The sequence below is a fragment of the Pseudomonas sp. Pse79 genome, from assembly GCF_024519615.1.
Classification (GTDB): domain Bacteria; phylum Pseudomonadota; class Gammaproteobacteria; order Pseudomonadales; family Pseudomonadaceae; genus Aquipseudomonas; species Aquipseudomonas veronii.
The window spans coordinates 196425-217285 of record NZ_JALJRR010000008.1 but is presented as its reverse complement, the minus strand read 5'-3'; the positions used below and the strand labels follow the sequence as shown (position 1 = coordinate 217285).

Annotated in this window: 17 protein-coding genes; 9 read left to right on the top strand and 8 right to left on the bottom strand. The window is 61.8% G+C overall.

Annotated elements, in window-relative coordinates:
• The first annotated feature begins 95 nt into the window (after nt 1–95).
• The 3 genes from lon (at nt 96) to NR164_RS13100 (ending at nt 5021) form a co-directional block, all read left to right on the top strand.
• On the top strand, nt 96–2492 hold the full coding sequence (gene lon, locus NR164_RS13110) for an endopeptidase La (RefSeq protein ID WP_046382847.1): 2397 nt from the start codon (nt 96–98) through the stop codon (nt 2490–2492).
• Nucleotides 2493–2640: 148 nt separating this feature from the next.
• Nucleotides 2641–2913 carry an HU family DNA-binding protein gene (locus NR164_RS13105; protein WP_003174819.1) on the top strand — a complete coding sequence of 91 codons (273 nt, stop codon included), beginning with the start codon at nt 2641–2643 and terminating at the stop codon, nt 2911–2913.
• A 233-nt stretch (nt 2914–3146) separates the two neighbouring features.
• Nucleotides 3147–5021, top strand: a complete 1875-nt coding sequence (locus tag NR164_RS13100) for a SurA N-terminal domain-containing protein (protein ID WP_057004465.1) — start codon at nt 3147–3149, stop codon at nt 5019–5021.
• 48 nt (nt 5022–5069) lie between these two features.
• Here NR164_RS13100 and NR164_RS13095 read toward each other — a convergent pair whose 3' ends face one another.
• On the bottom strand, nt 5070–6236 hold the full coding sequence (locus NR164_RS13095) for an MFS transporter (protein WP_256822835.1): 1167 nt from the start codon (nt 6234–6236) through the stop codon (nt 5070–5072).
• A gap of 120 nt (nt 6237–6356) precedes the next feature.
• Here NR164_RS13095 and NR164_RS13090 point away from each other — a divergent pair, with 120 nt between their 5' ends.
• Complete coding sequence (locus tag NR164_RS13090; protein ID WP_046382850.1) at nt 6357–7256, top strand: LysR family transcriptional regulator; 900 nt, start codon at nt 6357–6359, stop codon at nt 7254–7256.
• 89 nt (nt 7257–7345) lie between these two features.
• Entirely contained in the window at nt 7346–8146 is an 801-nt protein-coding gene (locus NR164_RS13085) for a DUF2242 domain-containing protein (protein ID WP_057004463.1), read from the top strand.
• Between the two features lies 1 nt (nt 8147).
• Here NR164_RS13085 and aceE read toward each other — a convergent pair whose 3' ends face one another.
• Nucleotides 8148–10808 carry a pyruvate dehydrogenase (acetyl-transferring), homodimeric type gene (aceE, locus tag NR164_RS13080; RefSeq protein WP_177032379.1) on the bottom strand — a complete coding sequence of 887 codons (2661 nt, stop codon included), beginning with the start codon at nt 10806–10808 and terminating at the stop codon, nt 8148–8150.
• A gap of 145 nt (nt 10809–10953) precedes the next feature.
• On the opposite strand from aceE, the gene NR164_RS13075 reads away from it, so the two are divergent.
• Nucleotides 10954–11424, top strand: a complete 471-nt coding sequence (locus NR164_RS13075; RefSeq protein WP_108525050.1) for a MarR family winged helix-turn-helix transcriptional regulator — start codon at nt 10954–10956, stop codon at nt 11422–11424.
• A gap of 108 nt (nt 11425–11532) precedes the next feature.
• Here the strand turns inward: NR164_RS13075 and NR164_RS13070 are convergent, their stop codons facing one another.
• Nucleotides 11533–12537, bottom strand: a complete 1005-nt coding sequence (locus NR164_RS13070) for a pyruvate dehydrogenase (protein WP_079444228.1) — start codon at nt 12535–12537, stop codon at nt 11533–11535.
• 134 nt (nt 12538–12671) lie between these two features.
• On the opposite strand from NR164_RS13070, the gene NR164_RS13065 reads away from it, so the two are divergent.
• A complete protein-coding gene (locus tag NR164_RS13065) occupies nt 12672–12851 on the top strand; it encodes a hypothetical protein (protein WP_126585751.1) in 180 nt (59 codons plus the stop codon).
• 8 nt (nt 12852–12859) lie between these two features.
• Here NR164_RS13065 and NR164_RS13060 read toward each other — a convergent pair whose 3' ends face one another.
• A complete protein-coding gene (locus NR164_RS13060) occupies nt 12860–13894 on the bottom strand; it encodes an AraC family transcriptional regulator (RefSeq protein ID WP_256822834.1) in 1035 nt (344 codons plus the stop codon).
• Nucleotides 13895–13898: 4 nt separating this feature from the next.
• Entirely contained in the window at nt 13899–15029 is a 1131-nt protein-coding gene (locus tag NR164_RS13055) for a carbon-nitrogen hydrolase family protein (RefSeq protein WP_256822833.1), read from the bottom strand.
• A gap of 211 nt (nt 15030–15240) precedes the next feature.
• On the opposite strand from NR164_RS13055, the gene NR164_RS13050 reads away from it, so the two are divergent.
• Together NR164_RS13050 and NR164_RS13045 are read left to right on the top strand one after the other, a co-directional pair.
• Nucleotides 15241–17280, top strand: coding sequence for an NADPH-dependent 2,4-dienoyl-CoA reductase (locus NR164_RS13050; RefSeq protein WP_017848135.1), 2040 nt, complete (start codon nt 15241–15243; stop codon nt 17278–17280).
• 57 nt (nt 17281–17337) lie between these two features.
• Nucleotides 17338–18228, top strand: coding sequence for a 1-aminocyclopropane-1-carboxylate deaminase/D-cysteine desulfhydrase (locus tag NR164_RS13045; RefSeq protein WP_256822832.1), 891 nt, complete (start codon nt 17338–17340; stop codon nt 18226–18228).
• On the opposite strand, the gene NR164_RS13040 is transcribed toward NR164_RS13045, so the two are convergent.
• The 3 genes from NR164_RS13040 to NR164_RS13030 all read right to left on the bottom strand — a co-directional run bounded on the left by NR164_RS13040 (nt 18225) and on the right by NR164_RS13030 (nt 20851).
• Nucleotides 18225–18770: a cytochrome b gene (locus tag NR164_RS13040; protein WP_256822831.1), complete on the bottom strand. Its 546-nt coding sequence runs from the start codon at nt 18768–18770 to the stop codon at nt 18225–18227. The two genes, NR164_RS13045 and NR164_RS13040, sit on opposite strands and share 4 nt — an antisense overlap.
• A 114-nt stretch (nt 18771–18884) precedes the next feature.
• Complete coding sequence (gene phnX / locus NR164_RS13035; RefSeq protein ID WP_256822830.1) at nt 18885–19712, bottom strand: phosphonoacetaldehyde hydrolase; 828 nt, start codon at nt 19710–19712, stop codon at nt 18885–18887.
• Between the two features lie 29 nt (nt 19713–19741).
• Entirely contained in the window at nt 19742–20851 is a 1110-nt protein-coding gene (locus tag NR164_RS13030) for a 2-aminoethylphosphonate--pyruvate transaminase (protein WP_256822829.1), read from the bottom strand.
• Nucleotides 20852–20861 lie beyond the last annotated feature (10 nt).

The following is a 20861-nucleotide window of genomic DNA, read 5'->3' as shown; positions in this document are numbered from 1 at the left end:
CCTGCATTTAACTGCTGGCATTGAGCTTGTTTTTTTTGCCGGCAGCCCCCATCTTGGTTTCATGCTTACTTTTCAACTGTCATAGAGGCGAAATCATGAAGACAACCATCGAATTGCCTCTCCTGCCGTTGCGTGATGTCGTCGTCTATCCGCACATGGTTATCCCGCTGTTCGTGGGGCGCGAGAAGTCTATCGAAGCCCTCGAGGCCGCGATGACGGGCGACAAGCAGATCCTGCTGTTGGCCCAGAGAAATCCTGCTGATGATGATCCAGGCGAAGATGCCCTGTATCGCGTCGGTACCGTTGCGACTGTCCTGCAATTGCTCAAGCTGCCCGACGGCACTGTCAAGGTGTTGGTGGAAGGTGAGCAGCGCGGTGCGGTCGAGCGCTTCATGGAGGTGGACGGCCACCTGCGCGCCGAAGTGGCACTGATCGACGAAGTCGAGGCCCCGGAGCGCGAGTCCGAAGTATTTGTACGCAGCCTGCTCTCGCAATTCGAGCAGTATGTGCAGTTGGGCAAGAAAGTCCCGGCTGAAGTCCTGTCTTCCCTCAACAGCATTGATGAGCCTAGCCGCCTGGTCGACACCATGGCCGCGCACATGGCGCTGAAAATCGAGCAGAAGCAAGACATCCTCGAAATCATCGACCTGCCGGCCCGTGTCGAACACGTCCTGGCGCTGCTCGATGCCGAAATCGACCTGCTGCAGGTTGAAAAGCGCATCCGTGGTCGCGTGAAGAAACAAATGGAGCGCAGCCAGCGCGAGTACTACCTGAATGAGCAGATGAAGGCCATTCAGAAGGAACTCGGCGACAGCGAGGAAGGCCACAACGAAATCGAAGAGCTGAAAAAGCGCATCGATTCCGCCGGCCTGCCGAAAGACGCCCTGACCAAGGCCAACGCCGAGCTGAACAAGCTCAAGCAAATGTCGCCGATGTCGGCCGAAGCCACCGTGGTTCGTTCCTACATCGATTGGTTGGTGCAGGTGCCGTGGAAGGCTCAGACCAAGGTGCGCCTGGACCTGGCTCGCGCCGAAGATATCCTCGATGCCGACCATTACGGCCTCGAAGAAGTCAAAGAACGCATTCTCGAATACCTTGCCGTGCAAAAGCGCGTGAAGAAAATTCGTGGCCCGGTGTTGTGCCTGGTCGGTCCGCCGGGTGTGGGTAAAACCTCCCTGGCCGAGTCGATTGCCAATGCCACCAACCGTAAATTCGTGCGAATGGCCCTTGGCGGCGTGCGTGATGAAGCGGAAATCCGTGGTCATCGCCGCACATATATCGGTTCGATGCCAGGAAGATTGATTCAAAAGATGACAAAGGTCGGCGTGCGCAACCCGCTGTTCCTGCTCGATGAAATCGACAAAATGGGCAGCGACATGCGTGGCGATCCGGCATCGGCCTTGCTCGAAGTGCTCGATCCGGAGCAGAACCACAATTTCAACGACCATTACCTGGAAGTCGACTACGACCTGTCCGACGTAATGTTCCTGTGTACCTCCAACTCCATGAACATTCCGCCAGCGTTGCTGGACCGGATGGAGGTGATTCGTCTGCCGGGTTACACCGAAGACGAGAAGATCAACATCGCCGTCAAATACCTCGCGCCCAAGCAGATTTCGGCCAATGGCCTGAAGAAAGGCGAGATCGAATTCGAGGTCGAGTCGATCCGCGATATGGTGCGTTACTACACCCGCGAGGCCGGTGTACGGGGGCTTGAGCGCCAGATTGCGAAGATTTGCCGCAAGGCGGTCAAGGAACATGCGCTGGAAAAACGCTTCTCGGTGAAGATCACGGCCGATGTGCTGGAGCACTATCTGGGCGTGCGTAAATTCAGCTACGGGTTGGCGGAACAGCAGGATCAGGTAGGGCAGGTGACTGGCCTGGCGTGGACCCAGGTGGGTGGCGAATTGCTGACCATCGAAGCCGCGGTGATCCCGGGCAAAGGCCAATTGATCAAGACCGGTTCCCTGGGTGACGTGATGGTCGAATCCATCACCGCCGCGCAGACCGTGGTGCGCAGCCGCGCCCGGAGCCTGGGGATTCCCCTGGACTTCCATGAGAAGCACGACGTCCATATCCACATGCCGGAGGGGGCGACCCCGAAAGACGGCCCTAGCGCTGGCGTAGGCATGTGTACGGCCTTGGTATCGGCCCTGACCGGCATTCCGGTACGCGCCGATGTGGCCATGACCGGGGAAATCACCCTGCGTGGCCAGGTATTGGCCATCGGTGGTCTGAAAGAAAAATTGCTCGCCGCACACCGGGGTGGAATCAAGACCGTGATCATTCCTGAAGAGAATGTCCGCGACTTGAAGGAAATTCCTGACAATATCAAGCAAGATCTTCAGATTAAACCGGTTAAATGGATTGACGAGGTCCTGCAAATTGCGCTGCAATACGCGCCGGAGCCCTTGCCGGATGTGGCTCCGGAGATAGTCGCGAAGGACGAAAAGCGCGAGTCTGATTCCAAGGAAAGAATTAGCACGCATTAATGCGTTAAAGCCTGGGGGCTTCCTTGACAGCTTTTTAGAGCCCTTGTTATAAAGCGGCTCTTAAGTGTCTGTAGGCCATTCAGCACTGGTTTTTGCTTTCACCAAAAAACTTAGAATCATACTCAATAGATATATAAGGGGACTTAGAGTGAACAAGTCGGAACTGATTGATGCTATCGCCGCATCCGCTGATATCCCGAAAGCTGCTGCTGGCCGTGCGCTGGACGCAGTAATCGAATCCGTCACTGGCGCTCTGAAGGCCGGCGATTCGGTGGTACTGGTAGGCTTCGGTACTTTTTCTGTGACTGACCGCCCAGCTCGCACTGGCCGTAACCCACAGACTGGCAAAGCACTGCAAATCGCTGCTGCCAAGAAACCAGGTTTCAAAGCCGGTAAAGCCCTGAAAGAAGCCGTTAACTAAGCCTCGATCAAGCCTTTGCCTACCCGGGTCCGACGCAGGTCTGGCCTGGCAGCGGAGCGGCAGCTGACCCACGTATCCATCGGGTCACCACGCCGGGGGTGTGGGTTCTAACCCCCGTCCGCTCCGCCAGTTACGAGAGAAGGCGCATCCTCGGATGCGCCTTTCTTCTATCCGGACTCTACCCACGCTCCACGGTTGCCAATTTTTGAAGTTCAACCGTTTCTGGGGGACGCATGCTGCAAAATATCAGGGACAATTCACAAGGCTGGATTGCCAAGACCATTATCGGGATCATCGTCGCATTGATGGCGTTCACCGGTATCGAGGCTATTTTTCAGGCTTCGACCAACACCAAGCAGGACGTGGCCAAGGTCAACGGTGAAGCAATCACCCAGACCGAACTGAGCCAGGCCGTCGACATGCAACGTCGCCAACTGATGCAACAGATGGGCAAGGATTTCGATGCTTCCCTGCTGGACGAAAAACTGCTGCGCGACGCGGCGCTCAAGAGCCTGATCGATCGCAAGCTGGTACTGCAAGGTGCCGCTGATTCCAAGTTTGCCTTCTCTGACGCCGCGTTGGACCAAGTGATCCTGCAGACGCCGGAGTTCCAGGTGGACGGCAAGTTCAACGCCGAGCGTTTTGACCAGGTGATCCGTCAACTGGGCTACAGCCGTCTGCAGTTCCGTCAGATGATGACCCAGCAAATGCTGATCGAGCAGACTCGCTTGGGCATCCTCGGCAGCGCCTTCGTGACTGACGCGCAGGTGCTGGCATTCGCCCGCCTGGAAAAACAGACCCGCGATTTCGCCACCGTCAATATCAAGGCCAACCCTGCGGCGGTGAAACTCACCGACGACGAGGTCAAGGCTTACTACGACCAGCACGCCAAAGAGTTCATGACCCCGGACCAGGTGGTCATCGACTATCTGGAGTTGAAGAAGTCGTCTTTCTTCGACCAGGTCACCGTCAAGGACGATGAACTGCAGGCAGCGTATGAGAAAGAAACCGCCAACCTCGCTGAGCAGCGTCGTGCCGCGCACATCCTGATTGAAGTCAACGACAAGGTCACCGACGCCCAAGCCAAGGCCAAGATCGAGGAAATCCAGGCGCGCCTGGCCAAGGGTGAGCAGTTCGAAGCCCTGGCCAAGGAGTTCTCCCAGGACCCGGGTTCGGCCAGCAATGGCGGTGACCTTGGTTTTGCCGGTCCTGGCGTCTACGATCCGGACTTCGAAGCTGCCCTGTACGCCTTGAATAAGGACCAGGTCTCGGCACCGGTGCGCAGCACCTTCGGTTGGCACCTGATCAAGCTGTTGGGCGTTGAAGCGCCAGAAGTGCCATCGTTCGCCAGCCTGAAAGATAAGCTGACCCACGAGCTCAAGAACCAACAGGTTGAACAGCGTTTTGTCGAAGCGACCAAGCAATTGGAAGATGCGGCGTTCGAAGCCTCCGACCTGGCTCAGCCGGCCTCCGATCTGAAGCTGACCGTTCACACCTCTGCGCCGTTTGGTCGCGAAGGCGGTGAGGGTGTCGCGGCCAACCGTGCCGTGGTCACTGCCGCGTTCAGCCCGGAAGTGTTGGATGAGGGTGCCAACAGCACCGCCATCGAGCTCGACCCGGAAACCATCATCGTGCTGCGGGCCAAAGAGCATCTGAAGCCTACGCAACTGCCGCTGGAAAGCGTGGCAGCGGCGATCCGCACCCAGATGACCAAGGAACGCGCCAGCGCGGCCGCCAAGACTCACGCTGACGAGTTGATCGCCAGCTTGCGTGATGGCAAGACCCCGCTGAACCAGCCCGTTGATGGCCAGGCCTGGAAAGTCACCGAAGCGGCTACCCGTAGCCAGGAAACGATCGACCCGGTGGTGCTGCAAGCCTTGTTCCGCATGCCCAAGCCTGCGTCCAAGGACAAGCCGACCTTCACCACCGTGACCCTCGCTGATGGCAGCCTGGTGATCGTGCGCTTGAACGGCGTCACCGAAGCGGCGGCTCCATCGGACGATGAGAAGGCGCAATACCGTCGTTTCCTCGCTTCCCGTGTTGGGCAGCAGGATTTCGCGGCGTATCGCAAGCAGCTGGAAACCAAGGCTGAGATCAAGAAGTACTGATCTCGGTTTGAATAAAAAGCCCCCGGCCTGAAAAGACCGGGGGCTTTTTCATGGGCGTTTGCAAAGGGCCAGCAACATCAACGCCACTACCGCCCAGGGAAACGCGAGCACGCCCCAGCTCTGCAACAACAACCCGCCCGCCAGACCGCCACCGGCAATACCCAGGTTCCATACCGTCACCAGCATCGACTGCGCGGCGTCCGCCGACTCGCCCGCCGACTTGGCCAGGGCGGTTTGCAGCAAGGCCGGTAGGCCACCGAATGCCAGCCCCCAGGCCGCGACGGCGATGTAGATGATCGCCGGCGAGTCGATCCAGAACGCCAACGCCAGCGCCGACAGGCCAAACAGCATGCAACTGAACAGCACCAACGGGCGCAGCCATCGATCGATCAGCAGGCCCACCAGCCAGATGCTCAACAACGCCGTCAGGCCAAACACCAGCAGTACCCGGTCGATATCGGCCTGGATGCCGGCGGGCTCCAGCAGGGGGGCGATGTAGGTGTAGAGAATGTTGTGGGCCAGCACGTAGGTAAAGGTCACCCAAAGCACCGGACGAATACCGCGCAACCTCATCACCTGGCGCAGGCCCAGGCGCTGTTGTGCTGCTTGGCCGGCAAAGTCCGGGAGTTGCCAGCGCGCCCAGAGCAGCAATGCCAACGTCAGCCCGGTCATGATCGCAAAACTCAAGCGCCAGCCAACGAGGGTGCCCAGCAGGGTGCCGGCCGGCACGCCCAGGGTCAGGGCCAGCGGTGCGCCAAGCATTGCGATGGCAATCGCCCGGCCTTGCAGGTGAGGGGCGACCATACGACTGGCGTAACCCGCCAACAGGGCCCAAAGCAGCCCGGCGAATACCCCGGCGAAAAAGCGCGCTACCAGGGTCAGCCCGTAGTGGCTGGATACGGCCGTCACGCTGTTGACCAGGGCGAAGCCAGCAATGGCCACCAGCAGTAGGGGGCGTCGGCGCCAACCCCGCGTCAGCAGTGTCAAGGGGATGGCCGCGAGCAATGATCCGAGTGCGTAGAGCGTGACCAGTTGGCCAACCAGGGCGGGCGACACACCCAGGCCTGCGCCCATCTGCGGCAAGAGCCCCGCAGGCATGGCTTCGGTGAGGATGGTGATAAAACCCGCGCAAGCCAGGGCCAACAAGCCTCCCAGCGGCAGCACGTCAGGCTCGGTGTTCGCCGGGCAACGGGTAAGTGAAGGGTTGTCGCTCATGACGCTTTATCCATATAAAAGGGGCAAGGCGGCAGAGTAAGGGGCTGTGCTGTGCGGAAAAACAGGCTAAGGTTCCGAACTTAGCGGACGTATGTGTCCGTAATCAGTCGAGACGTGATCATGGACAGCTTGAGCAGCCTGTCGGTATTTGTGCAGGTGGCGGAGACGCGCAGCTTCACCGTCGCCGGTCGCGTGCTGGGGGTATCGTCGTCGGCCGTGGGCAAAAGTATCGCGCGCATGGAAGAGCGCCTGGGCGTCAGGCTGTTTCACCGCAGCACGCGCAGTATCACCCTGACCAGCGAAGGCTCGCTGTTTCTTGAGCGTTCGCGGCGCATTCTGGCCGAGGTCGAGGCGGCCGAGCAGGAATTGACGGACGCCAGCGCCACGCCGCGCGGCAAGTTGCGCGTCAGCCTGCCGCAGGTACGCGGCTTGTTGATGCCGGTGCTCAGCGACTTTATGCGCGCCTACCCGGATATCGAGTTGGATGTGGATTTTTCCGACCGCATGGTGGACGTGATCGAGGAAGGTTTCGATGCGGTGATTCGCACAGGCAAGCCCGAAGATTCGCGCTTGATGGCGCGGCATCTGGGCTATTACCAGTTGGTGCTTGTGGGCACGCCGGGCTACTTCGCTCAACACGGCACCCCGCAGCAACCGCAGGATCTCAATGATCACGCGTGCCTGCGGCACAAATTCTGCGCCACCGGCAAGCTGGAAAACTGGCCGTTGCGTCACCTGCCGGGCGCCGCCGAACCGACCTTGCGTACACCGCTGGTCAGTACCACCATTGAGTCCCTCAACCATGTGGTACACGAGGGATTGGGCATCGCCTGTCTGCCCGACTACATGGTCAACGAGGCCGTGGGGCAGGGGCGCTTGCTACGGGTGTTGGATGATTATCTCGAACACCGTGGCAGTTTCTGGATACTGTGGCCGTCAAGTCGTCATGCATCTGCCAAGTTGCGCGTGTTTATTGACCATATGTGCGCCGGGCTTTTCCCTGCAGGCACCGCTGTGTAGGCTTGTGACGTTTTATCGACAGGAATGCGCGCGCCAAGGCCTCGTTCTGTTGCACAATACCGCCCAGACCGTTTTCCTCAGGATTTTCAATGTCGACATCATTTCACTTGCGTAGCCTCGGGTTGGCGCTGGTGTTGGCGGGCGCCACGGGCTGCTCGTCACCCAAGACCGCTGTTTACGAGCACGAGAATTTCGACGACTCCGGTACGTTCTCCCGTAATTACCCGGTCAGTGACATCGCCGCGTGCGAGGCCGCACGCCGTGCCTTGCTGAGCCAGGGCTACATCATCACCAGCAGCGATCCGAAGCTGGTGGTGGGTAACAAGAGTTTCCAGCAGACCGGCGAAACTCACATGCAGATCAGTTTCAATGTGGTGTGTGCCAATGATGGCAAAGGTAAAAGCCACTCGACGATGTTTGCCAACGCCCTGCAGGATCGTTATGCGCTGAAGAAGGTCAACAACTCCGCCAGCCTGGGTGTGGGTGTGCTGGGCTCGGTGTCGATGCCGATCGGCTCCACCGACGACTCGATGGTGAAGGTGGCGAGTGAGACTGTCTCGGCGCCGAAGTTCTACGAGCGCTATTTCGCACTGGTGGATGTGTTCCTGCCCCAAGAGGTGAAGAAGACCGAACATATTCCCGAACAGCCCAAGGCTGAACTGGGGGTGCCGGAACCCAAAGTTGCCCCGGCAGCGGAGAAGGTGCCAGCGCCGAAGGAAGAACCTGTAGCGCCGGCCGTCTCGACGCCGGTTACACCGGCACCGGAGCCTGCGCCGATCGTCCCGCAGGCAGAACCGAGCCCTGCGCCGGCACCGGCACCTGCGCCAACCACGCCGGACCTGCCGCCGCCGACAGAGGCGATTCCGCCCCTGCCGACGCCCGCGCAGTGAGTCAGACCGCTACGGGATTGGTCTTGTCGACATTGATCCCGTAGCGACTGATCGCCTCACTGATTTTCTCGCGACCTATCAGCCCGTCATCGGCCAGCGCCTTCAGTGCCGCCAGCACAATGAAATGCCGGTCCACCTCGAAGAACTCGCGCAAGGCCTCCCGAGTATCCGACTGCCCGAAGCCGTCCGTGCCCAGCGCTACAAAGCGTCGGTTCGGCACAAAGGGGCGGATCTGGTCGGCGAACAGCTTCATGTAGTCAGTGGCCACCAGCACCGGACCCGTATGCCCGGCCAAGCATTGCTCGACGTAACTCAAGCGCGGCTCGTGTTCCGGGTGCAACAGGTTCCAGCGTTCGGCTTCATGCCCGTCACGGCGCAGCTCGGTCAGGCTGGGCGCACTCCATACGCTGCTGTGTACGGCGAAATCCTTGTCGAGCAACGCTGCCGCGGCAATCACTTCCCGCAGGATCGAACCGCTGCCCATCAATTGCACCTGTGCCTGCTGGTGTGTGCTCAGCGGATACAAGCCCTTGAGAATGCCTTCTTCCACGCCTTCGGGCATTGCCGGGTGCGGGTAGTTCTCGTTGAGCAGGGTGATGTAGTAGTAAATGTCCTCCTGCTCGACATACATGCGCCGCATGCCTTCGCGAATGATCACCGCCAGTTCGTAGGCAAAAGTCGGGTCATACGATACACAGCACGGAATCACCGACGCCAGGATATGGCTATGCCCATCATCGTGCTGCAAGCCTTCGCCCATCAGGGTGGTGCGCCCGGCCGTGGCACCCAGCAGGAAGCCGCGTGCCCGGGCATCGCCTGCCGCCCAGGCCAGGTCGCCGACGCGCTGGAAGCCGAACATCGAGTAGAAGATGTAGAAGGGCACGGTCATCAGAGCATGGTTGCTGTAGGACGTACTCGCCGCGATCCAGGAGGCAATCGCACCGGACTCATTCAGACCTTCCTGCATGATCTGTCCGTCTTTGCTCTCTTTGTAGTAGCTCAGTTGCCCGGCGTCTTGTGGGGTGTAGAGCTGGCCGACGGCGGAGTGAATGCCGATCTGACGGAACAGGCTTTCCATGCCGAAGGTGCGTGATTCGTCCGGCACGATGGGCACGATCAGCTTGCCCAGGTGCGGGTCCTTGAGCAGTGTGCCGAGGATCCGCACAAAGGCCATGGTGGTGGAGATGGCGCGCTCGCCGGTGGCTTTGAGCTGGGTCGCGAAAGCGCTCAGTTCAGGAATCTGCAGCGACTCGACGGCGCTGTGGCGCGCCGGCACGTAGCCGCCCAACGCCTGGCGCCGGGCTGCGAAGTAGCGCGCCTCTTCGCTGTCGGCAGCCGGCTTGAGGTAAGGAATTTCAGCCAACTGCTCGTCGGGGACTTCCAGGCCGAAGCGATCACGGAACGCTCTGACGGCGTCGGCGCCCATTTTTTTCAGCTGATGGTTGATGTTCTGGCCTTCGCCGGCTTCGCCCATGCCGAAGCCCTTGACGGTTTTCGCCAGGATCACCGTGGGTTGGCCTGAATGACTCATGGCGGCAGCATAGGCGTTATAGACCTTGTCCGGGTCATGGCCGCCGCGTGAGAGTTTCCAGATGTCCTCGTCTGAGAGGTCCGCAACCAATGCCAGCAACGCCGGGTATTTGCCGAAGAAATGTTCGCGCACGTAGGCGCCGTCCTGGGATTTGTAGTTCTGATAATCACCGTCCACGCACTCCATCATGCGTTGGCGCAGCAGCCCGCTCTGGTCTTTTTCCAGCAGCGCATCCCAGCCGCCGCCCCAGATTACCTTGATCACATTCCAGCCGGCCGCGCGGTAGAGGCTTTCGAATTCCTGGATCACCTTGGCATTGCCGCGTACTGGGCCGTCCAGGCGCTGTAGGTTGCAGTTGACCACGAAGATCAGGTTGTCGAGTTTTTCACGCCCGGCCAGGGAAATGGCGGCCAGGGATTCCGGCTGGTCCATTTCGCCATCACCGAGGAACGCCCAGACCTTGCGGCCCTGGTGCTGCTTGAGCGCACGCAACTCCAGGTAGCGCATAAAGCGCGCCTGGTAGGCGGCGGTGATCGGTCCGAGCCCCATGGACACGGTGGGGAATTGCCAAAAATCCGGCATCAGCCGTGGGTGCGGGTAGGACGACAAGCCAGCACCGCCCGTTTCGCGGCGGAAGTTGTCGAGCTGAGCCTCGCTGATGCGGCCTTCGAGATACGCGCGGCCGTAGATGCCGGGGGAGGAGTGGCCCTGGATGTAGACCAGATCGCCATCGAAGGTGTCGGTACGCCCACGGAAAAAGTGGTCGAAGCCGACGTCATACAGCACGGCGGCCGACGCGTAGGTGGCGATATGCCCACCGACGCCGGAGTGTTTACCGGCGCGCAGCACCATGGCCATGGCGTTCCAGCGGATAAACGCACTGGTGCGGCGTTCGAGGGCCAGGTTGCCAGGGTAGGGCAACTGGCGGTCCAGCGGGATCGTGTTGATGTAGGGCGTGGTTACCCGCCCGTAGACGTCACCATGTTGCGCCACGTCGAAATCCAGCAACTGGTCGATCAGGTAGTGGGCACGCGGGCGGCCTTCGGTGGACAGCACCGATTCGATGGCTTCCAGCCATTCGCGGGTTTCCTGTGGGTCGTCGTCCAGTCTTACTGCGGTATTCGGGGTCATGTGAGGCTCCAGGGTCGGCGAATATCAAGCAGCGAGCTCCTTGTGGGAGCGGCGCACATATAGTTGCAATTGCAACTACATGTCTGAATCTAGCGCGGGATGAGCTACTATTGCAACCTTCTTGAAATTCCCCGGATGGTGTTGCATGTCGTCGAAAGAGCCTGATGTCTGGTTCCGTTTTGTCAGGGCCCACAGGACGGTCATCCGTGAAATCGAGCGGCGCCTGGCTGCGGCCGACCTGCCGCCCTACGCCTGGTACGACGCATTGTGGGGCCTGGAAAGCGGCCCCGAAGGTACTCGGCGCATGCATGAATTGGCCGATGTGCTGGCCATCGAGCGCTACAACCTGACGCGCCTGGTGGACCGCCTGGAAAAAGACGGCCTGGTGGTGCGCTCCCGCTCCGACGGCGACGGCCGTGCCGCGTTTGCCACGATCACCGAGGCCGGCCGGGTGTTGCGCAAAAAGATGTGGGGCATCTACGAAAGCACGGTGGATGAGCTGTTCCTGTCGCAGATCGCACCGGAGCAGCGCCAGGGGTTTGCCGAAGCCCTGGAACGTACTGCCGGGTTGGCGATGGAGGCCGGTGTGCAGGTCCGTAGCCGGCGCAAATCCTGAGACACGACGATTCAACGTGGAAGATGACTGGGCCCCGAAAGCAGACGGCTGTCGACTGACCCGCCGCTGTCGGGAGCAAGCCCCTTGCGCCGTTGTTCGCATTCCGGCTCATTGCAGTGAGTAGCGCTTCATCGCCCGTTCGACCTGCTGTGCAGCGATGAGCCCGTCTTTCGCCAGGGCGCTCAATGCAGACACCGCAATCCAATAACGACTGGGCGCCGATGCCTGCACCGAGCCCGCGCCCAGCCCCACGAACCGCGCATCCACGTAAGCCGCCAACGGGTCGACAATCGGCTGTGCATAGCCGGTCACTGCAATCACCGGTGCGGCATTCCCGGCCAGGCACTCGCGCAAGTGGCTGCTGCGTCTGGGGGCGGTGGGGTGCAGGCGATTCCAGCGTTCGGCGGCCGCGGCCTCTCGGGCCAGCCGCGTGTAGCTGGGGCAACTCCACAGCTGCGCGGTGATATTCCAGTCCTCTGCCAACAAGCGTTTGGCCTGCACGACCTCTTCAAGCGCCCGACCTGCGCCGAGCAAGCGCACGTCCCCTGGGGCATCGCGCTGGAGCGGATACATACCCTTGAGCGCATCTTCACGGTCCTGCTCGGTCAACGGTACTGCGTTGTCGTCGTCATGCAGCGCCAGGTAGTAAAACCCGGGCTTGCCGTCGATATACAAGGTGCGCAGTCCCGCCAGCACGATCGCCCGGACTTCCTCACCCGTGGCAGGATCGTAGGGGGTGCAATGCGGATTGCTCGCCAGCCACAGCGGGAGAGAAGGCTGTGCGCCCTTGGGCCAGGCCGAGGGTTGGGTTTCGATGTCGTTGCACAGGATGCCGCGCTGTGCCGTCTCGGCCGACAAGGCACACAGTTGTGCCGACGACACCGCGCTGTGCAGGTACAGCAACGGTTTTTCCGCAGTTTTGCGCGCAAACCAGACGGGCCAACTGCCCACGCGCCGGGAACGGGACTGGCCGCGAATCACCCAGGCCTGCCGGCTGGCTTCCAGGGTGTTGGCCATGCTCATGACGGTATGCAATGGCGAACTTCGTGTATGTCCGGCCTGGTTCAACGCATCACAGCAAAGCTGTGCGGCGTGCGCGGTGGTGGCAATCATCGGTCTGACTCCTCGGCAAGGGAGGCTTACCCTAAGGGAAATCGACTTATAATTGCAATTGCAATTGTTTTTCGATGACCCAGTGCTAAATCCGCACAACGCTGCTACGTTTAATCTGAACGTGCAGGAACGTCATGACACCGACATTTTTCCGTCATCACGGCACATTAGGCTGGCTGTGCAGGTCATTTACCTGCGGCTGCTTTCAACTCAAAAAGGAGTTCACCATGGACGATTACCAAGAAGAACTGCTGGAGTACCAGGCCTTTGAGTGGGACCCTTTGGACCCTGCCGACGACGCTACTGAGCTGTAAGACCGGCTTCAGGCGGATTGCCGCTGACTGCGGCGAAATTCCCCTGGGGTCTGGTTGTTCCATCGCCTGAACGCCCGTTGAAAGGCCTGGGCCGAGGCAAAACCGAGCAAGTAGGCGATCTCGCCGAATGCCAGTTCCGTATCGCGGATATAGGTCATGGCCAGGTCGCGGCGGGTATCGTTGAGGATCGCCCGGAACTGAGTGCCTTCATCGGCCAGTTTGCGGCGCAGGGTCCAGGTCGGCAGCTTCAAGCGCGCCGCCACTTCTTCCAGGTCGGGTTCCCGGCCGCCATTGAGCATCGGCCCGAGCAAGCGGGTAATGCGCTCGCGCAGGCTGCGGGTGCGGGTCAACTGCTCCAACTCCCTTTCACACAGTTGTAACAGCAGTTGCCAGGTACTCGGGCAATGCTCCGGGTTGCGCAGCGCCAGGGTTGTCTGGCTCAGGCGCAGTTGATTGGCCTCGGCGCCGAAGTGGACCGGGCTGTCACCCAGCACGCTGTATTGTTCGCTGTAGTCAGGTGCTTCGAATTCGATCTCGATGCGCTGCGCCTGTACCGGCTGCTGGGCCAGGCTCGACAGTTGGTGCAGCCAGCCGGCGATGATCGAGTCGACCACAAAGCGGTTATAGGCGTTGTACGGGCTGATGGAGTAGAAACGCAGCCACGCGCCTTCGGCGTCTTCATGAAAGCTCGACTGCCCGCGATAGTTGGAGCCGTACAGCGCTTCAAAGCGCGTGAGGGTGCGGGCCGCTTCGCGCACGTTGGGCGCCTGGGCGGCCGTGACGCCGGCCAGGCCGGCCTGGCTCAAGCGGCTCGACCGGCCCATGCGCAGGCCGAGGCCCGGGTCGCCAGTCAGTTGAATGGCGGCATGGCCCAGGCGCATGTAACGCGGGATCGACAAGCGCGCGCCGGCTTCGGCGAGCCGTAGCGGGTCCAGGCCGTATTGCAGCAACAGCGGTTGCGGGTCCAGGCCGTGGCTGCTGATGGCGTCGGCCAGGGTGTGCACGAAGCCCACCGACAGATCCCCCAGGCGTACCGGCTTCACGGCGTTACAGCCAGATATTCAGCAAGCGCGCGCCACGGGCGTCGCCGTCGGCGAACATCTGGCCGTTGCTGCTGAGAAAGCTCTGGCCGGCGCTGCCCAGGTCCCAGAACTGCCCGCGCAGAAACACACTCATGCCCGCGATGGCCTGGCTGATGGGCGGCTGGCTGATCAAGGTCAGCCGCCGCCAGGCTTCGCCTTCGCTGAGTTCTTCGGGTTTGAGGCTGATTTCCGCGGGCGTCGACACGCTTTTGAAGCCGCGCCAAGGGCGGCCCCAGGTGTCGCGGCCGATAACAAACGCGGGGACGGCGATCAACCTTGCACCTTGCTCATTGAGCTTGCGGTAGTTGTCCGGGTACCAGCTGTCGCTGCCGATCAGGATGCCCAGGCGTCCGGCCGGGGTGTCGACCACGCTGACGGTGTTTTCATCCCCGGGCGCAATGAAGCCGCGCTCGTCGTAGATCGGGTAGAGCTGACGCTGCGGCTGGCCCAGGGGCAGGCCATCGGCCGCAAATACCAGGCTGGCGTTGTACAGCGCGCCATGCCCGACCTGCAGTTGCCCCTCGCTCACGCTGGGGTTGGGCAACGCGATGGAACCGGCCACCAGGGTCACGCCAAACTCCTTGGCCAGGCCGCCGAACAGCACTTGGTAGTCCCGCGCCATTGCCGGGGCTTTCATGCGCAAGTATGCGTCGTCCATGCGGTTGTCGCCGGTGGCGCTGATCCAGGCGCGCATGAACTGCAGCGGGTTGCTGATCGACAGCCAGTTCATCGCATCTTTCAGGTGGGTCGCCTGATACAGCTCGTTTTTTTCGCCGCTGAGCATCAGCCAGGTGCCGATGTGTTCTGGCAGCACCACGATGGTTTTTTCATTGATCAGCCCCTGATTTCGCGCCGTTTGCAGGTAGGCCGCGAGCTTCAGGTGCAGGCGTTCCAGGCTCTGGTAGTCGCCAGGGAACAGCTCCGGCTGAATGCCCAGCAGGTTGCCGCGATCGGCAGGCTGGCCTTCGTTGACGGCCAGGGTGATGCGCAGGTCGGACAGGTAATGCGCCACGGGGCGTTCCTGGGTCCAGACCAGATAGGCGGCGACGGCGGCAACCAGCGCCAGGGTGACGGTAAAAGCGAGAAGTTTACGCATGGGGAAACAGACAACGGACCGAGTGCAGGGTTCGCGACTAGGGTAGGGCCCGCGGCTCGGCTTGCCAAGGGGCGCTGTGCATTTGGATCAATAACTTGTCAGTTTCGGTCATTGAGTGCTAGCCGAACGCCTCTTAGTCTGTGGGACATAAACCGATGGCAAGCCGTAAGAGCGTGCCACGTCCCGTGATGATCCGTTGTGGAGCTTGACCATGACCGCTGCTGCGTACCCGCACCTGCTGGCCCCGTTGGACCTGGGTTTTACCACCTTGCGCAACCGTACCCTGATGGGCTCGATGCACACGGGGCTGGAAGAAAAACCGGGCGGTTTCGAACGCATGGCGGCCTACTTCGCCGAGCGCGCCCGTGGCGGCGTGGGCCTGATGGTCACCGGTGGCATTGGCCCGAACGATGAAGGTGGGGTGTATTCCGGCGCGGCCAAGCTGACCACCGACGAAGAGGCGCAGAAGCACAAGATCGTGACCCGCGCCGTACACGAAGCCGGCGGCAAGATCTGCATGCAGATCCTCCACGCCGGCCGTTATGCCTACAGCCCCAAGCAGGTGGCACCGAGCGCGATCCAGGCGCCGATCAACCCGTTCAAGCCCAAGGAACTGGACGAAGCGGGCATCGAGAAACAGATCCAGGATTTCGTCACCTGCTCGCTGCTGGCGCAGTCCGCCGAATACGACGGCGTGGAAATCATGGGTTCCGAAGGCTACTTCATCAACCAGTTCCTCGCCGCCCACACCAACCACCGTACCGACCGTTGGGGCGGCAGCTACGAAAACCGCATGCGCCTGGCGGTGGAGATCGTGCGCCGGGTGCGCGAAGCCGTCGGCCCGAACTTCATCATTATCTTCCGCCTGTCGATGCTCGATCTGGTGGAAGGCGGCAGCAGTTGGGAAGAAATCGTGCAACTGGCCAAGGCCATCGAGCAGGCCGGTGCGAGCATCATCAACACCGGGATCGGTTGGCACGAAGCGCGCATTCCGACCATCGCCACCAAGGTGCCGCGGGGCGCGTTCAGTAAAGTCACCGCCAAATTGCGCGGCGCGGTGCAGATCCCGCTGATCACCACCAACCGCATCAACACCCCGGAGATTGCCGAGCAGATCCTCGCCGCAGGCGATGCCGACATGGTCTCGATGGCGCGGCCGTTCCTCGCCGACCCGGAGTTCGTCAACAAGGCCGCGGCCGGTCGTGCCGATGAAATCAACACCTGCATCGGCTGCAACCAGGCCTGCCTCGACCACACCTTCGGCGGCAAGTTGACCACCTGCCTGGTCAACCCGCGCGCGTGCTACGAGACCGAGCTCAACTACCTGCCGGTCAAACAGATCAAGAAAATCGCCGTGGTCGGCGCCGGTCCCGCGGGCCTGGCCGCTGCCACGGTGGCGGCCGAACGCGGCCATCAGGTGACGTTGTTCGATTCGGCCAGCGAGATCGGTGGCCAGTTCAACATCGCCAAGCGCGTACCGGGCAAGGAAGAGTTTTTCGAGACCCTGCGTTATTTCAACCGCAAATTGCAGACCACCCATGTGGAGGTGTGCCTCAACACCCGCGTCGACGTCGCGCAACTGACGGCAGGCGGGTACGACGAGATCATCCTCGCCACCGGTATCGCCCCGCGCACGCCGGCAATTGCGGGCATCGATAACCCGAAGGTGCTGAGCTACCTCGACGTGATCCTCGAGCGCAAACCCGTGGGCAAGCGCGTCGCGGTGATCGGTGCCGGCGGTATCGGCTTCGACGTGTCGGAATTCCTCGTGCATCAGGGCGTGTCCACCAGCCTGGACCGCGATGCGTTCTGGAAAGAGTGGGGCATCGACACGCAGTTGCAAGCGCGTGGCGGCGTCGCCGGGATCAAGCCGCAACCGCACCCGCCGGCGCGCGAGGTGTTCCTGCTGCAGCGCAAGGCTTCCAAGGTTGGCGACGGGCTGGGCAAGACCACCGGCTGGATTCACCGCACCGGGTTGAAGAACAAGCAGGTGCAGATGCTCAACAGCGTCGAGTACCTGAAGATCGACGACGCGGGCCTGCATATCCGCATCGGCGCCGAGGGCGAGCCGCAGTTGTTGGCGGTGGACAACATTGTGATCTGCGCTGGCCAGGACCCGTTGCGCGAATTGCAGGACGGCCTGGTCGCTGCGGGCCAGAACGTGCACCTGATCGGCGGTGCCGACGTCGCCGCCGAACTCGACGCCAAGCGCGCCATCAACCAGGGCTCGCGCCTGGCAGCTGAGTTGTAAAACGCCGAGAAGGGGCAGTGTTAGACTACTGCCCCTTTTTCATACGGACTTGCGCCGATGGGCCCTTTCGACTGGCTCCCCCATGCGCCCCTGGAACCGCTGCCGCTGGATTGGCTGAACGGGGTCGAATTGGCCGTGCTGCGCCTGGACCGCATCGACCCGCTGATCAGCGGCAACAAGTGGTTCAAGCTCAGCGAACACCTGGCCCTGGCGCAACAGGCCGGTGCCGACGGGATCATCAGCCTCGGCGGGGCGTACTCCAACCACCTGCATGCGCTGGCGGCGGCCGGCAAGCGTTTTGATTTTCCCACCGTCGGCCTGTTGCGCGGCCATCCCCAAGACACACCCACCGTTCTCGATCTGAAAGCCTTCGGCATGCAGTTGCATTGGCTGGGCTATGGCGGCTACCGCGCGCGGCATGAACCCGGTTTCTGGCAGCCGTGGCGCGAACATTATCCCCATCTCTACCCGGTGCCCGAAGGCGGCGGGGGCATCGCCGGGGCGTTGGGTTGCGGCGTATTGGTCGAGCAGGCGCGTGCGCAATTGAGCAACGTGGGGTGGGACGATTACGACGCATGGTGGCTGGCGGCAGGCACCGGCACGACTGTGGCCGGGCTGGCGTTGGCCGAGGCGGGGAGACATCCGGTGTACGGTGCAATGGCGGTGCCGGACGATCACGGCGTGGCGCAGAACGTGCGCGCCATCGTGCAGGACGGCTTTGCGTTGTTGGACGCCAGCCGGGGCGGCTTCGCCAAGGTCGACCCGTGGTTGCTCGACTTTATCGAGACCACGCAACGGGCCTGCGGCCTGCCGCTGGAGCCGCTCTATACCGGCAAGGCACTGCTGGCGTTGAAGCAACAGGTCGAAGCCGGACGCTTCCCTCCCGGCACGCGTCTGATCTTCGTCCACACCGGCGGCTTGCAAGGCCGCCGAGGGTTGGCTGCCTAACGCTTGGGCAGCATGCGCAACACGGTGTTATCGCGGATGAAGTAGTGGTGGTACAGACCCGCCACGGCATGCAGGCCGATCAACCAATAACCGATGGAGCCGCCCAGCTCATGCCAGTCTTTGATCTGCTTGGACAAGTCCTTGTTTTCGCCGATCAGGGGCGGTAACTCGACCCCATAGAACATCACGGAATGCCCTTGGGCGCTGACGATCAGCCAGCCGGCGATCGGCATACCGATCATGAAGGCATACAGTGCAAAGTGCATCAGGGTCGCCAGCAGGCTCTGCCATTGAGGCGGTGCCGGTACGATTTTCGGTGCGACCCCCAGCGAGCGGGCAAACAGGCGCAGCCAGACCAGCACAAACACGGTCAGGCCGAACATGAAGTGCATTTCCACGATCAGCGCTCGCCCACCACTGCCTTTGGGGAAGATCCCGCGAAACTCAATACAGGCGTAGACCACCGCCAGCAACACCACCATCAACCAGTGCAACGCAATCGACATGGTGCTGTAACGTGAATCGGAATTTTTCCACGGCATCGCTTGATTCCTCACTCATCAGGGCAAACCTCCGTTCTTTGGCGACGAAGTCCTTTTACTGTAAGCCTGTTTTGCAGGGTTTGCTCGGCGCGAATGCCGTTGAGTTGACCTCGATCAGTGGCTTTGCGGCATTTCACCGCGGGCCAGGCGCTGGTTGATGTCGGCGATCACCGCTGGCAGGTCGCTGATGGTGTCGATCATGTAGTGCGGGCGCGAACCTTCGAACATCGCTTCGATACGCGTGCGCTCATGGGCCAGGCCGGCGCTGTCCAGGGCGCGGAACTGCGCGTAGGTCAGGCCCAGGGCGTTGCCGGAACAGGTCAGCGCCACGGTCCACATCCCGGCGCGACGGCCTTCGAGAATGCCCGGTACGGTGTCGTCGACCTTGACGCATGCCGCCACATCGTCAACGCCCAGGGCGATCACGTTGGCCAGCGCCTGCGCCGGCCATGGGCGGCCGTTGGGCACTTCGTCGGTGGCGACCACATGGTCGGCGACGTAGCCGTTGGTGGCGGCCAGCGCGACGACCTTGTCCATCACTTGCTTGGGATAGCCGGAACAGGAACCGATCTTGAGCCCTTGCGCACGCAGCACAGCGATGCAGTCGAGGGCGCCGGGGATCAGCGCCGAGTGCTCGGCGATCTTTTCGATCTGCAGCGGCATGAAGCGCTGGTAGATCGCGCTCACGTCCTCGTCGCTGGGCGTGCGGCCGAACGCCTGGCGGTAACGCTCGGCGACCTGCGGCTGGTTGCACAGGGTGCGGATATGGTCCCATTTGCCCATGCCCATCGGGCCACGGGCTTCTTCGATGGAGACCTGTACGCCGAACTCGGCGAAGGCTTCGACAAAAATCTGCGTCGGCGCGAACGAACCGAAGTCGACCACGGTGCCGGCCCAGTCGAGGATGACAGCCTGCAGGGTATTGGGGTGTTGATAGTTCATGGTTCAGATCCTGGGGGTAAAAAGGGCAATCAGATGTCCAGCACTTGCATCGCGTGCAGCGCCTGCGCAATGGCCGCGACCGCCGCGCGCATCTCGGTCGCATCGACGTGGCCGATGCAGCCCACGCGAAAGGTGTCCACTTCGGTCAATTTGCCGGGGTACAGAATGAAACCCTTGGCCTTGACCCGTTCGTAGAACGCCTTGAACTGGTAGCGCGGGTCTGTCGGCGCGTGGAAGGTGACGATGATCGGTGCCTGGATCGCCGCCGGCAGGAAGCTGCGCAGGCCCAGTTCGGCCATGCCGTCCAGCAGCACCTGGCAATTGTTGGCATAGCGTCGCAGGCGCGCGGGCAGGCCGCCGTCTTCGTGGTATTGCAGCAGCGCTTCGTGCAGCGCGGCGACCACGTGGGTCGGTGGGGTGAAGCGCCACTGGCCGGTCCTGGCCATGTACTCGTGCTGCTCGAACAGGTCCAGCGCCAGGGAGTGGCAGTTGCCTTGGGCGGCGCCCAGCGCGTGTTTTTCAGCGAAGACAAAGCCCATGCCCGGCACGCCTTCCAGGCACTTGCCCGAGGCGGCGATGAGGGCGTCGAACGGTACTTCGCGGGCATCGATCGGCAGCGCGCCGAAGGAACTCATCGCGTCGACGATCAGGCGCTTGCCATGCTCTTTGACCACCTGGGCGATCTGCGGCAGCGGGTTGAGCAGGCCGGTACTGGTTTCGCAATGGACCAACGCGACGTGAGTGATGGCCGGGTCGGCGTGCAGCAGGCGGTCGACGTCGGCGGCGGTGGTGGGTTCGTCCTCGGCGATTTCAAAGGTGCTGAAATCGCGGCCGAGCACTTCGCAGATCTTCGCCAGGCGCTTGCCATAGGCGCCGTTGATCAGCACCAACACCTTGCCGTTGCGTGGCACCAGGGTGCCGATGGCTGCTTCGACGGCGAAGGTGCCGCTGCCTTGCAACGGCACGCAATGGTGAGTGGCGGCGCCGTTGAGGATCGCCAGCAGTTGCGAGCAGACGCTGGCGGTCAGTTGATTGAAGCGCTCATCCCATGAACCCCAGTCCACCAGCATTGCCTGGCGGGTGCGGGCAGAGGTGGTCAGGGGGCCTGGGGTCAGCAGGATCGGCGCGGCGCTGCTCATTTCAAGTCCT

Excerpts from the sequence above, each read along its gene's own strand:
- NR164_RS13030 (WP_256822829.1), bottom strand. The coding sequence starts at position 20,851 with ATGAGCAGCGCCGCGCCGATCCTGCTGACCCCAGGCCCCCTGACCACC.
- NR164_RS13090 (WP_046382850.1), top strand. The coding sequence starts at position 6,357 with ATGGACAGCTTGAGCAGCCTGTCGGTATTTGTGCAGGTGGCGGAGACG.
- NR164_RS13070 (WP_079444228.1), bottom strand. The coding sequence starts at position 12,537 with ATGATTGCCACCACCGCGCACGCCGCACAGCTTTGCTGTGATGCGTTG.
- lon (WP_046382847.1), top strand. The coding sequence starts at position 96 with ATGAAGACAACCATCGAATTGCCTCTCCTGCCGTTGCGTGATGTCGTC.
- NR164_RS13085 (WP_057004463.1), top strand. The coding sequence starts at position 7,346 with ATGTCGACATCATTTCACTTGCGTAGCCTCGGGTTGGCGCTGGTGTTG.
- NR164_RS13040 (WP_256822831.1), bottom strand. The coding sequence starts at position 18,770 with ATGCCGTGGAAAAATTCCGATTCACGTTACAGCACCATGTCGATTGCG.
- NR164_RS13100 (WP_057004465.1), top strand. The coding sequence starts at position 3,147 with ATGCTGCAAAATATCAGGGACAATTCACAAGGCTGGATTGCCAAGACC.
- NR164_RS13065 (WP_126585751.1), top strand. The coding sequence starts at position 12,672 with ATGACACCGACATTTTTCCGTCATCACGGCACATTAGGCTGGCTGTGC.
- NR164_RS13055 (WP_256822833.1), bottom strand. The coding sequence starts at position 15,029 with ATGCGTAAACTTCTCGCTTTTACCGTCACCCTGGCGCTGGTTGCCGCC.
- phnX (WP_256822830.1), bottom strand. The coding sequence starts at position 19,712 with ATGAACTATCAACACCCCAATACCCTGCAGGCTGTCATCCTCGACTGG.
- NR164_RS13050 (WP_017848135.1), top strand. The coding sequence starts at position 15,241 with ATGACCGCTGCTGCGTACCCGCACCTGCTGGCCCCGTTGGACCTGGGT.
- aceE (WP_177032379.1), bottom strand. The coding sequence starts at position 10,808 with ATGACCCCGAATACCGCAGTAAGACTGGACGACGACCCACAGGAAACC.
- NR164_RS13075 (WP_108525050.1), top strand. The coding sequence starts at position 10,954 with ATGTCGTCGAAAGAGCCTGATGTCTGGTTCCGTTTTGTCAGGGCCCAC.
- NR164_RS13095 (WP_256822835.1), bottom strand. The coding sequence starts at position 6,236 with ATGAGCGACAACCCTTCACTTACCCGTTGCCCGGCGAACACCGAGCCT.
- NR164_RS13045 (WP_256822832.1), top strand. The coding sequence starts at position 17,338 with ATGGGCCCTTTCGACTGGCTCCCCCATGCGCCCCTGGAACCGCTGCCG.